Source organism: Nostoc sp., assembly GCF_036918245.1.
Taxonomy (GTDB): domain Bacteria; phylum Cyanobacteriota; class Cyanobacteriia; order Cyanobacteriales; family Nostocaceae; genus Nostoc.
This window is the reverse complement of sequence record NZ_JBALEF010000085.1, coordinates 1-12921: the sequence shown is the minus strand read 5'-3', so window position 1 is coordinate 12921 and position 12921 is coordinate 1. Positions and strand designations below refer to the sequence as shown.

Annotated in this window: 6 protein-coding genes and 4 pseudogenes; 3 read left to right on the top strand and 7 right to left on the bottom strand. The window is 41.5% G+C overall.

The genetic code is table 11. From position 1 onward, the window contains the following. Positions 1–586: 586 nt before the first annotated feature. Positions 587–1171 carry a TetR/AcrR family transcriptional regulator gene (locus V7L12_RS23975; protein ID WP_335088128.1) on the bottom strand — a complete coding sequence of 195 codons (585 nt, stop codon included), beginning with the start codon at positions 1169–1171 and terminating at the stop codon, positions 587–589. Between the two features lie 135 nt (positions 1172–1306). Between V7L12_RS23975 and V7L12_RS23970 the strand changes: the two genes are divergently transcribed. Beyond that, positions 1307–1810 (top strand): GNAT family N-acetyltransferase, encoded by a 504-nt coding sequence (locus V7L12_RS23970; RefSeq protein WP_335088127.1) that lies wholly within the window; start codon positions 1307–1309, stop codon positions 1808–1810. A 317-nt stretch (positions 1811–2127) separates the two neighbouring features. On the opposite strand, the pseudogene V7L12_RS23965 reads toward V7L12_RS23970, so the two are convergent. Further along, positions 2128–2769 (bottom strand): annotated as a pseudogene (locus tag V7L12_RS23965) (sigma-70 family RNA polymerase sigma factor); the annotation flags it as partial. A gap of 375 nt (positions 2770–3144) precedes the next feature. Between V7L12_RS23965 and V7L12_RS23960 the strand changes: the two are divergent. Then, positions 3145–3543, top strand: a pseudogene (locus tag V7L12_RS23960) (transposase); the annotation flags it as partial. Between the two features lie 16 nt (positions 3544–3559). Here V7L12_RS23960 and V7L12_RS23955 read toward each other — a convergent pair. From V7L12_RS23955 to V7L12_RS23935, 5 genes and pseudogenes are all read right to left on the bottom strand, one after another. After that, positions 3560–4198 (bottom strand): annotated as a pseudogene (locus V7L12_RS23955) (ISLre2 family transposase); the annotation flags it as partial. Positions 4199–4374: 176 nt separating this feature from the next. After that, positions 4375–4452: pseudogene (locus V7L12_RS23950) on the bottom strand (NAD-dependent epimerase/dehydratase family protein); the annotation flags it as partial. Positions 4453–4534: 82 nt separating this feature from the next. Next, entirely contained in the window at positions 4535–6742 is a 2208-nt protein-coding gene (locus tag V7L12_RS23945) for a family 1 glycosylhydrolase (protein ID WP_335088125.1), read from the bottom strand. Positions 6743–7383: 641 nt separating this feature from the next. Further along, on the bottom strand, positions 7384–9819 hold the full coding sequence (gene glf / locus V7L12_RS23940; RefSeq protein WP_335088123.1) for a UDP-galactopyranose mutase: 2436 nt from the start codon (positions 9817–9819) through the stop codon (positions 7384–7386). A 725-nt stretch (positions 9820–10544) separates the two neighbouring features. Next, positions 10545–11786 carry an NF041680 family putative transposase gene (locus V7L12_RS23935; RefSeq protein WP_335088121.1) on the bottom strand — a complete coding sequence of 414 codons (1242 nt, stop codon included), beginning with the start codon at positions 11784–11786 and terminating at the stop codon, positions 10545–10547. An 879-nt stretch (positions 11787–12665) separates the two neighbouring features. Between V7L12_RS23935 and V7L12_RS23930 the strand changes: the two genes are divergently transcribed. Then, on the top strand, positions 12666–12890 hold the full coding sequence (locus V7L12_RS23930; RefSeq protein WP_335088119.1) for a hypothetical protein: 225 nt from the start codon (positions 12666–12668) through the stop codon (positions 12888–12890). The last annotated feature ends 31 nt before the right edge of the window (positions 12891–12921 follow it).

The window sequence follows — 12921 nt, the reverse complement described above, 5'->3', positions numbered from 1 at the left end:
TAATTTCGATTTCAGACACGGTAGTAAATACAATCTGGTATGATTTGCGCTGGATTATACCAGATTGTGTCTACATTTAGAATGAAATAGCCCTGACCCAGAACACGGTCAACGTTACTAGTAAGCTCTCTCATTTCTTGGCTTAGTTCATCCAATTGCGTCTGGGTATTAGCTTGTCTAATAGTTAAATTGTCTAATTGTTCTTGTGTACTAGGAAAGTCTTTCAGCCAACCCCAAGATTATTTGTTCAATACGGTCTATTCTGTTAGGAAAGTATTCGGGTGTGTCAGTCATTTTCCTTGTGTTGAACTTCTACAATTTTACTTTCTCGTTTGATTCAACGTTCTCAAACTTTGATAACAGGGGTTAGGACTTTGGTCTTCGCGCACCCTTCCACATTGGCGATCGCTTAAAGCTCTTTTACCCAATTTATAACAGTCGTATGATAACGAAGCGTAAAGCCTTCTCTACGAGAGGCAACGCCTTCGGCATGGCTTCTCTACGAGACGCTACGCGAACGCTTAGAGCGATTCCGCGAACGTCTACACTTTTCTTACCCGTTCTATTGCGCGAAAGCCAGAACTGTTCAAGATGATGCGATTAAAGCATTGATATGTCGTAGCACAAGATATTTTTGTTGATCTGCGGAGAACTGCTCAGGACAAATGACAACACTAGTGCCAATCCCATCCACTAGGGCAATAAGTGCATTGGCTTCAAGGGTTAAATCAAGATCGGCTCGAATTACCAAGGCTTTTTGTAAGTTAGCTAACTCTTGACAAATAATCTGCCGTAAAAAGTCATAGCGTTTTCGGTGTTCCTGAACAAGGCGATCGCGCCCAATAGAATAGCCCAAAAATGCCACCCAAACCTTCCAATCAGCTTTGTCAATGTCCTCCAGAGGTAGAGCCACAAAAATCATCTGTGCTAGTCTGTCAATTCCTTGTCGTCCCTCGGCACAGGTTTTCATATCCTCTAGGACGTTTTCAAACACCTGTTCCAGGGCAAATAGGATAAGTTCTTCTTTGTCTCGAAAGTAATGGGTAACAACCCCGGTCGAAGAGCCAAGTTCTTGCGCGATCGCTCGCATACTGGCACGGTCCAATCCTTCACGGACAATCACCCGCCATGCCGCTTTAGTTACTTCAATACGGCGAGCGTCATAACTCATAGCTCTCCTCGGTTTATAGCAACATGAAACAAGTCTCTTGACATCTTATCACAACAGTTGTTATGTTTTGAACGACATAACAACTGTTGTGATATTTCTTCCAGAGGCTAACCTGTTTTACACACGGAGTTCGCAATGATTCGACCGACCATGCCCGATGACACAACCGCGCTGATTGCCTTAGCCGAAGCAACCGGATTGTTCCAACCAAACCAACTTGAGGAGCTTGGCGAAATGTTGTCCGATTACTTCGGTGGTAGCAGCGACAGCGATTCTCTACTAGACGGCAAAGCTGAACGCTTTTGGATTACCGACGATGACAATGGGGCGGTTGGGGTCGCTTACTGTGAGATGGAACGAATGACTGATCAGACGTGGAATCTACAGTTGATTGCTATCCGACCCGACCCACAAGGACAAGGACGTGGTGCGACCCTGCTACGCTACGTTGAGCAAACATTGATGAGACGCGGCGGGCGTGTACTACTGGTGGAAACGTCAGGTACGCCGGACTTCGAGCGCACGCGAGCGTTCTACCGCAAGTGCGGTTATGAAGAGGAAGCACGGATACGCGACTTCTATCAAGCGGGCGCTGACAAAATCGTTTACCGCAAGGCGCTATCCGCTCAGGAGCAGTAAGCGCTCGCTTGATGCGACTGCTGTCATTGTTGTCGCAAAGCGATCGCACCTGGGCAATCCAATATTTACTTTCTCGCTTCGCTGACCCAAGTCTTGATCGGGGTTTCAGTACTTAGAGTGAAAAGTCAGGGTGACAATAGGGGCGATTCCCCTTTGCAAAACTATGTTTAAAAAATTACTCTTCCTCTCCCTTTCTCAAGCCTTTAGCTAATTGATTCAAATCAGGATCTTGAGATACCAATTATTCCAAAGTCTTATCCAATGTAGAACTCACTTTTCAGTTAATTAGTCCCTAAAACATCATCTTTTAGTATCCTTCAGGAAACTAAATACTGTTGAATTTCAGTTTTTTGACGACGTAGAACAGTGATTGCTTGCTGCTGAATTTGGCGAACTCGTTCTCTACTGACATTCAATTTCTCTCCAATCTGAGCTAAAGTTAGTTCTTGATCGTTCTCTAACCCAAAACGCAAAATTAATACTTCACGTTGCGTCGGTTTGAGTGATTCTAATAAACTATTTATGTCTTGGCGTAAAAGTTCTTTGGTGATATGTTCGTCTGGAGATATGCCCTCATCTGGTAAAAGTTGGCTAAGTTCTGTGTCTTGGTTATCTCCAATCTTTACATCTAGAGAAATTGGCTGCTTTGAACTGCTGAGAAAATCCCTAATCTGGCTTGGTTGTAGGTCTAAAGTTTCAGCAATTTCTACAACACTGGCTGGACGACCCAGTGTCTGAAATAATTCTCGCTGTACTTTCTTAATTTTGTTGAGTTGTTCGGTGATATGAATTGGCAAGCGTACAGTACGGGATTTCTCTGCGATTGCCCGTGTGATTGACTGCGTAATCCACCAGTATACGTAGGTGGAAAGCTTATAGCCGCGATTGGGGTCAAATTTTTCTACACCCCTTTGTAAACCTATTGCCCCTTCTTGCAGCAAATCTATTATATGGAAGTTGAACACTCTTTTTAAATGCATTACATGAAATGCCAATTTTTACTAAACGCCTTGTTCGCACAGATGAAAGATTGATAGAGTTGTGTGAATTATTTGCAGACAAGACTGGCAATTCGGTAGGTCGAAGTGCAATGTGTCGTGCGTTACAGAAATTAGGATTAAATCGGAAAAAAAAACAAAGCGGAGTACCCAAGCAGCGACAGAGAGAGTCCTCAATTTAAGATTAGATTACTGGGAAAAAGTCAAACATATAGAGCCAGAAAATTTAGTATTTTTGGACGAAACTGGTGTTCTACTTAGTTTAACAAGGACTCATGCCCGTTCACAAAAAGGAACAAGAGCTTCTCTCTCAACCCCTTCTATCGAGGTTTAAAAGTTACATTAATTGGAGCAATTAGTATTAAAAAAGTAGTGACGTTAATGACAATGAATAATTCAATGGATAGTAAGGCATTTGAAGTATTTGTTGAAAAGTTTTTAGTGCCAGAATTATGGTCAGGAGCAGTAGTAGTGATGGACAATTTATCCGCGCATAAACTAGATTCAATTGTGCCAATGATTGAAGCTGTCGGTGCTTCAGTTATATGTTTATCACCATACTTACCAGATTTTAACCCAATTGAGTTATGGTGGTCACAACTTAAATCTTTCTTACGGATGTTTTCACCGACTACAACAGAAATGGTAGATCGAATAATTTCAGTTGCACTTGACTTAATAAATCCTCAACATTTAAAAAACTGGTTTGCTAATTGCTGCTACTGTACCTCATGACAGCCGGAAATGCTGTAAGAACATTACCTGTAGGTAAACTGCCAATCTTTAAACTGGATAACTTAGATTGACGCAAATTTAGTCCAATTTTACCAAAGTAATATGTGATGCGTTCTATTCGTTTTAGACTAATGTTTATCCCCCAATCTATTAGAATTGTGCGTGCAGCTTCAAACGAACCAGCAATTGCACCATATTTTGTAATTGTTGCCCAAACAGCAGGTGTTAATCCTTCTTCTATTCCTAACCATTTGAGAAATGGGCAGAATCCAAACTTTAAATATTTTCCTTTTTGGTGTGATTGATTGTTACATTCAACTACAGATGGTAAGGAGAGAGTGAGTTTGATATTTCCAACTGTTAATATCTGTCGTTGATAACTCCCATGTTTTCTTGTTGTTTGATTTTTACAACTTTTTGTTTTAGCCATTGCTGTATCTAGAGCATCTTTGGAAAGAGATACTTTATTTAGTAAAATTGCCACACATTCTCCTGCCAAAGTTAATGCGGTCTTTCTAATTTCTTCTTCTCTATTTTTAAAAGTCTGTCCAGACTATTCACTAATATTTTTTATTTCTAAAAGTTTCGTGACTTTTTCTTTAAACTCTGACAATAATTTGCTTAAATCTAAACTTGAATGTATATTTTTGTTCATGAAGTGACGTCATTGTCCGAAAGCGCATTTGTTTATCAGAGGTAATGCAAACTAGCCCTAAAGAGGGCTGTGTACTTTTTTGGCACTGCTGTGCATTAGGTGAATTTTGAAACTCGATTACGCTCATTAACTAATACTAAATGTTACCTGTTTTAAGTTATTATTTAATTTAAATAATAACTTGCCTTTTTCAGAGCTAATACAGCATGGGAGCCAATATATCCGGCTCCTCCCGTTACTAAAATAGTTGACATAATTGGGGATTGGGATTGGAAATAATTTTGGATTTTAGATTTTGGATTTTAGATTGAAATCCAAAATCTAAACTTTTTTGTACTAACTTCTTTCTTCCAAGTAGCGAGAAATTGCACTGTCAAGGTGTGGCATTAATTCACCTCGATTGCTACCAAGAACGCTGTAAGCTGGGCGGGGAGCAATTAAACCAAGTTCTTGTGTAGGACGAGCAATTAGACTGCTGACACTTACACCTGCTTTTTTCGCCGCTAGTCGTGCCAAGTCAGCCCAAGCGACAGCACTCTTGTTAGCCAAATGCCACAAACCTTTCTCGCCATCAATCAATAAATCAAGGCTGGCATGGACAAGATCGGGTACATAAGTAGGGGAAACGATCGCATCTTCTGCTGCAACAAAAGTATTACCAGCACTAAGTTGACGTAGAGCGGTCGTGACAAAGTTGTAATCATCCCAAGGGCCGAAAAATGCGCTGGTGCGAATCACTAGCGATGCCGGATGAGCCTGCAATACCAGCTTTTCTGCCAAAACTTTGCTGCACCCATATATATTGAGGGGCGCAACGGTATCAGTTTCGACATAAGGATTAGACTCAGTACCATCGAATACCAAATCTGAAGAGAAAGTTAGCAGCCCTACATTATGTTGAGCGCAAGCAGCAGCTAAAATCGCTGGCCCTTCAGCGTTTGCCTTTAAACAAACATCGGGTTCGCGCTCGGCATCGTCCACCCGCACGTATCCCGCAGCATTCACAACTGCCCACGGTTGTAACTCGGCAAGTACTTTATTAACAGAAACAGGATTGGCAATGTCCATATCTTGGCGTGTCAGTAGGCGATATGAAATTCCTCGCACTTGACACAGCCGAGCAAAAGCTTTGCCTAGAGTTCCTGTGGCTCCCACGATCGCCAGGGGACGATTGGAAGTAGGGGAGGAAAACGGGGGATATGGGAAAGATACGCCACAACTGACTGCTGGGTATAATAGGCGCTCTTGTCGATGCCACCATCCTGGTGTATCAAGTAGTGGATGATTGGGTTTATGCCCAGTGGCTAAATCTCGCACCATCTTGGCGATCGCTGTCTGTCTGGGACGTGGAGAGCGCAAATCAAATACGCCTGACTCGTAGTATCCTGCGGAGCGAGTCACTAAGCTATTCCAATCGTAAGTACCCAGAAGCGACCATACAGTGATAGCACGGACATCCACACCCTCGTGTCGTACTTCCTGCGCCGCATTCCACACCTCATAAAGCCAGCGTAGTTGTTCCTCACGAGTACAGTTAACGTGTACTTCAGTCACAGCAAGTGGCAGATTGTAGCGTTCCCATGCCTCTAGTAGCAATGAACGTGGCCCTGCCAAACCCTCAGAACAAACTCGCACCGCATCTACATCTGCATACTTGTCCTGCCCATTACCGCCATGTGTCCAAGCTGGATAATTTTCTGTGTTTTCATCCAAGAAGCGTTCGCTGGTCACGTAATGGTTAATGCCGATGATGTCAGGGGGACAGGTATTTTGTAAAAATGTCTCAAGTTCAGCCTCGCTGATACCACAGTCGCGCAAGTAACCCCACATAGGACGAGTTGGGGAAACTAAACCACACAATAAATCAAGACTCAACCAGCGACGCTCGTTTTCTAGTTCTGCTTGGTATACTAATCTTGATGTAGTATAAGTTTTACCCAAATCCTCAGTTTGTACCAGTTGGGCATTGGAGTTGACTTCCCGGATTGCTTGCATCGAAAGAGCGATCGCTTTACACTCTCCTAACAAAGCACGGGCGAAAGTTAAATCTTCCCGTCCGTGAGGATACCAGTGACCATACATCCCACTAAATCGTGCTGTTGTCAGTGGCTCGTTGATGGGTGTGTAATGTGTTACCCAAGGATAGCGTTCTGCAACCGCACGAGCAAACACTGCTAGTTTCTCAGGAAATTCTGGATCTACTAAGCTGGTATCACGCGGTCCACTGCCATGATGCACTAATCCCACAATCGGACGGATGCCGAGTTCGCGCAAACGCCCTAGTCTTTCATCTGCCCACGACCAATCAGCATTCTCCAAACCATTGGGCGCTATCCTCTCCCAAAGTATTGGATAACGGATAGCGTGTATGCCAAGTTCAGCGAATAAATCTAGGTCATCCAAGCGGGTTGCATGACCATTGCGTTCTAACTGATCGAGATACTCTTCACCCACACGATTAACCGTACACTCGACACCAGCCCAAACTTCTAGGGGAAGTTGTGCTTTGTTAGTGTTGAGTGTCGAGTTGAAAGCAGAAATCATAATTTACAACTCAAGCTAATATTTTATTTGATGCGTTCTTTTTGAGTTTTGTAGTTTTGTAGGGGAGCCAGTGCGTTGCGGTGAATCCAGCGCTGTAGGCGGGTTTCCCGCCGTAGGCGACTGGTGTTAGCGCAGCGTTAGCGAGTCTTCGAGCGTCACCCGAAGGGAGGTTCTCTCCGTTGTAGCAACTGGCGTTGTGTTATGCCGGAGGCTAACGCACCATCCTAGATTTTCGGTGCGTTACAGACATGAGCAGCCCTAATTACGAATTAACGCGATGTGCAACTTATTTTTAGAACCCCGCTTCCATTCCTCTCCTCCACAGGGAGCTACGATGTACACACAAGTCTGAAATAGCTGATTAACCAAGGTTTTACCCCACCCTAACCCTCCCCTTATAAAGGAGAGCCACTGCGTTGGGCGGGCAATGCCCGACTTGAAGCATGTGGCGTGAGGGAACTAGATTTCCGGTCTCCCCCCAATATATCGGGGGGATTAAGGGGGGTAATTCGACTTGTCTGTACACCGTAGCCTCCACAGGGAGAGAGGCTTTGATTCTTGCTCCCCTTCCCTTGTAGGGAAGGGGCTGGGGGTTAGGTTTGAAAGAAAGTTGTACACGGACGGCGTGAATTACAAATTACTTAAGCCTTAACCGCAATTTGTTTGTACACAGACAGAGCCTGAGCAACACATTGATCCATGTTGTAGTACTTGTAGGTCGCTAATCGTCCTACAAAATAGATCCCTGGAGTTTCATCAGCCAGCACCTTGTATTTCTTGTAAATTTCCTGATTTTCAGAACGCGGTACAGGATAATAAGGGTCTCCCTCAGCTTTGGGAAACTCATAAACAATACTCGTTTTAGAGTGTTCTTGACCAGTTAAGTATTTAAACTCTGTCACACGAGTATAAAGCTGTTCATTGGGATAGTTAATAACTGGCGCTGCTTGAAACACACTCGTGTTATGCGTCTCATGCTTGAAATCAAGCGAGCGATAGGGTAGTTTGCCGTAGCGATAATCAAAGTATTCGTCAACCGGCCCGGAGTAAACCATCTCGCGGCAAGGTATAGCTTTTTGAATTTCTTGATAATCAGTGTTGAGCATTACCTTAATGTTCGGGTGATTGAGCATATTCTCGAACATCCGGGTAAAGCCGTGCAGTGGCATTGCCTGGTAAGTATCGGTAAAATAGCGATCATCACGATTAGTACGTGTGGGAATTCTGGCAATTACTGATTTATCAAGTTCTGATGGGTCAAGTCCCCATTGTTTGCGCGTATAATTTTGGAAAAACTTTTCATACAGTTCTCGACCAACTTTGCTTACCACCACATCCTCACTAGTACGGATGTATTCCATTGGTTCAGCAAGGGATTTGTAAAACTCCTCCACCTCAAATGAATTGAGATTCATGCCATACAGCTTGTTGATGGTGTCGAGGTTGATCGGAATAGGAACAAGTTGCCCGTCTACACTGGCAAGGACGCGATGCTCGTAAGACCGCCACTCAGTAAAGCGCGAGAGGTATTCAAAGACTTCGCGGGAGTTGGTGTGAAAGATGTGGGGGCCGTATTTGTGTACGAGAACACCATGATCGTTATAATGATCGTAGGCATTGCCGCCTATGTGGTTGCGCTTGTCTACAACCAGCACTTTTTTACCTTGAGTTGCCAAACGTTCAGCAATGACGCTACCAGAAAAACCAGCGCCGACAACCAAGTAATCGAAGACAAAATCTCTGGTAATGATATTTGGTGCTTGTTTACCAGCCGCACCTGTGGAGTTAGCTTTGTCTTCACCATCACGGGCTGCAATGGCAGAGTCAATCAGCTTCATCATTGATGCCCAAGTGCGATCCCAAGAAATCTTCTCTAAAAACACATCTACTCGACTCAACCATTCTGAGGCTGGGGTATCTTCTTGCATTGCAAGTTCTGCCGCGGTGACGAACTCAGAAACTGTATCTGCAATTCGCACCAGTTTCGATTCTCCATAAGGACGCACCACATCCCGAATTGAGGTAGATACTACAGGTCTACCTGCTGCAAGATACTCTGGAGTTTTGGTAGGGCTAATAAAACGTGTTGACTCATTACGCGCAAACGGCAACATTGCTAAGTCCCAGCCTGCTAAATAGGCAGGTAGTTGTTTATAATCTCTGCCACCGAGATAATGAATATTTTCATGCTGTGGCAGAGTTGCTGGATCGATTTTAACAACTGGCCCAATAATTACTAAATGCCAGTCGGGACGTGCTTCGGCAATTCCAGCAAGCAGTTCGATATCCATCCGTTCATCAATTACGCCAAAGAAACCAAGACGAGGATGAGGAATATGAGCTTGATCTTCTGGTTCTTGAAGATTTCTCGCCTGGCCAAAGTGGGGGACATCTACACTGCTGGGAAAGGCATAAACGTTGGGGTGCTGGTTCACCTTACTTTCGTAAAGGCTTTGTCCGCCTGTAAATACTAAGTCTGCACGGCTGAATAAATCGGCTTCGTAATTCTTTAAAGTGGGTGATGCTCCTTGGAATGCAGACAATTCATCCATGCAATCATACACCACAGCTTGGGGTTGCAAGTGGCGGGTAAAAGCGATCGCCATTGGTGTGTAATACCAACAAATGTACTTGTTGATATTATGCTCTGCAAACAAACTATCGATTAATACTTGTAAATCTGCATTTATTGCTTCTTCACTTAAACCTTGTGGCAGGTGTGGCACAACCACAACTACTCCATTAGAATCTTCGTTTACATTTAAGCTTGCCAAGGGTTCTTCAAAGAAAATTGGCTCCTCAATAAAGAATACTCGCTTTCCTTGGGCGCAGCGACTAAGAAGATGTTGTGGTCTTTGATAAACGAAATTCCAACGCAAATGAGATAAGCAAACTATATCAGGTGTGTCTTTAAAGGTTTCTGTTGATTGAACTTTTTTGTTAGACGAAGTTAAATTCAACCGTGACGGACTCAATGATTGCGTTTCAGCTAACTGCGATCGCTTTGTTTTACGCTGCTTCGGCGAAATAACATTGCTGACACCGTTGTTTTTGACTTGAGATTTTTCACTTGTCATAGTTCGTCTCATTATTTAAATTATTAATTCTGACTAGCTAAACGCTAATACCTTTTCTTTGTAAGGCAGCACCAAGCTTACTTTCATGCAAAAGCTTGCAACATATTTTGCTGCTTTTCAATATCAAATCGGTATAATCAATACTTGGTTGCATTAATAACAAAGTACTGTTTTATATCTAATTTTTTCATCTACCCAAATAAATATAAAGTTAGTTTTTTTATTAAGTCCTAAGTACTATATTTTTATGAATATCTAAAATTCAAAATTAAATATTAATTTATATAACATAATTTTTGATACTTATAAAACTACGCAAATATATTTATGCTTGTCTGTTCGATTTTGTACATAAGATCATTAAAACAATTATCATTAATATTAAAATTAATAAAATCAGCTTATTTATTACTTGACTTTTTTATTCATATTAAATATTTAATCCTAATAGTATATATAAATTGATTACTTTTTAAGTATTAAACAGTATTCTTTTTTACAAAAAATATATTAATTTGTTACGCTGAATATTGGACTTTGGACAAAAAAGAAGTGTTCGCGTAAATTATCCGCGAATTTAAAATCTAGGCATCATAAATTACCCCAGTTATTTTTCAAACTGAGTTCAACTAAGTTAAACCGCTAAAGCCTAAGAAAATTTACGCGGCTTTTTGTTTGTTAGGTGTAGATTTTGACTGCTTCTTGACCACAGGATGCTTAGTCCGTTACGTTTGAACCTGACCTTGAACTCGACCAATGGAATTTCCTCGAGTTTTGGGAGAACGAGTGGGTGTGCCAATAAGAGAAATAATTCTCTGAAAATCGCGTTGTACTACACTTGGAGTCACAATTTTATCATTGCTTTGTTCTTTGGGACGCTCCCACGGTCTGGGTAAGTGTGATGCTAACTCCTTTGCAGCCCATAACTGTATGTAAGAGAGCATTACTAATCGTATCCAATTTTCTTCGTGTTCGACATCTGGAGTTTGAAACTCCGTCATCAACAAACGTTGTTTGGAGAAACGGAACATATGTTCAATATCAAACCTTTGTCTGAAGCTCTGGTAAGCAACAGTAGGTGAGATTTGTTCACGTTGGTTGCCCATGACAATTAACCACATGGGTTTCCAGACAGAATTACCACTATCATCAGTTACATGAATCCTGAGAAGGGTAAAGGGATGACGGTACATTTTTTGATCCTTAGTTCCCCTCATCAACATTTGATGCCAAGCAAGGATGGTGATGTTTAAAAGACGACCCTTATGAGTTGTCTGCTGTATAAGTGTAGTCTCGTCAGGTTCATGCCAAGTTTCAACGTCAACTAAATTAAACCGCTCACCGTATTTTGGGGGACAGCCACGTTTTTTATTTGACTCATATACTGGTGGAGATTGGTAGAAAATTCTATTACTACGGACTCTGGCTATCACTACCAAATTTTTGTGTTTGGATTGGTCAAACAGAAATGAACGCTGACTATAGGCGCTATCTGCTACTAAGACGCATAATTTTTCATGCCAAGGAAGTGATGAATCGCACATCACAGATGAAATTTGTTCACTTCCTACCTCAACACCACTTTTATCAAGTGATACCCTTTCTCCAGATAAGGGAATTGCCCAGGTGGCATTACGATCAGTCTCTTTCTCTGGTAAGATAGAAAGTACCGAATAAAAATGACCAATATTAATAGGTTTGTTACCAATTATAGTATTTGGTTGGTAAATATACCCACGTTTAGCTAAAGTCCTCGCGTAAGGACGCGGATGTGGTGTTGTATCAATAGCAAACAAGTAAAAAGGGCGTTGTTGTGGTTGGTCAATTAACTCAGACACCACCCTAATTAAGTTATTGGGTTCTTCTTTTTCTTTTTCTTCTTCTTCTTTTTTGTTCATCTCCTGACTATTTGTATTAAATGATTCTTTGATGGCTTTATAAATAGAGTTATAGCTTCTAGGAAACAAAGGATCTTATTGATAACTCAGCAATTGAATTGGCTCCCGTATTACCCGCAAAGGCATCCAACAAATCCATACAGGCATCACTACATAATTCAAAACAGTTGTAAATTTTTTGTCTAAAATCCTGAAATCGCGCTACTAATTGATTGTTATTAAATTTCGGCATCCTCATCAGTATTTCCCAATCCTACTTTGTAGTTGATATTACTATGTGTTGGGGATCTGGTGGTTATGCTTTTTTTCTGCTCGTAACTATAAACAAGATTAATTATTCGCTTGTTCGCGTATGGTTCACGCGAACAAGCTCTTTTGTCCAAAGTCCAATGAATACATATTGCAGTAACAATTATTTTATAAACCATAGTAAATGAAGTAATTTCTTTTATTGTAGGTTTATTAGAAACAAGTATTATAATTTTCACCCTAATGATATATCTGTTCTCTCAACTTTGGGTAGATTAAAAGCCTTTTGACTGTGTGTAACATTGGTTATAATTCAATTTATAAACCTCACGCGAGCGCTCCATCATTAGAAGCGATCGCGTTTTTCTATCTCAGAGTTTTCAAATAAATAGGTAGGTAGTGCTGGAAGCTTTTTACTCTGAAAGATTTAATTTGTTCAATTAATTATAACTTTAGGTATAAAAACTCAAACTTAATCTTAAAACGACTGACAGAGAATATATTGAAACCTGTGACAGATAGTCACAAGTTTTATATTAGCTACAACGTTAGTTATTACCCTATAGCAATCTAATTTTATTTCTGTTCGCATAGGAAGGCAACAGGCAATAAGCAACAGTCAAGAAACCTCTTTGAGCTATAGGGAATTTTTTTAAGAATCAAATATGAGTCCTATATTAGTCGAAGGAATTGCGAGTAATGAATACAAGTGTTTTGTCAGCACCTAAGTTTTGTAGCGGCCAAAAGGTAGAGTTTATCGGCAAAGAAGGCATCATCAAAAATTACCCGCCTCAGTCAGGTAGCTGGGTTTATTTACTAGCGATGCCTATGGGTTTAGAGCCAGAAATGGGTCGAGTTGGTCAGGGCTATTTCATTCTAAAAAGCCGCTTGAGTGTGTCTAATCCAAAAGAACATAAACGTTGAGCTTGTGCCATGTTGTTAAACATATTATCCC

Coding starts and splice junctions, on each gene's coding strand:
- V7L12_RS23975 (WP_335088128.1), bottom strand. CDS start 1,171: ATGAGTTATGACGCTCGCCGTATTGAAGTAACTAAAGCGGCATGGCGG.
- V7L12_RS23970 (WP_335088127.1), top strand. CDS start 1,307: ATGATTCGACCGACCATGCCCGATGACACAACCGCGCTGATTGCCTTA.
- V7L12_RS23945 (WP_335088125.1), bottom strand. CDS start 6,742: ATGATTTCTGCTTTCAACTCGACACTCAACACTAACAAAGCACAACTT.
- glf (WP_335088123.1), bottom strand. CDS start 9,819: ATGACAAGTGAAAAATCTCAAGTCAAAAACAACGGTGTCAGCAATGTT.
- V7L12_RS23930 (WP_335088119.1), top strand. CDS start 12,666: ATGAATACAAGTGTTTTGTCAGCACCTAAGTTTTGTAGCGGCCAAAAG.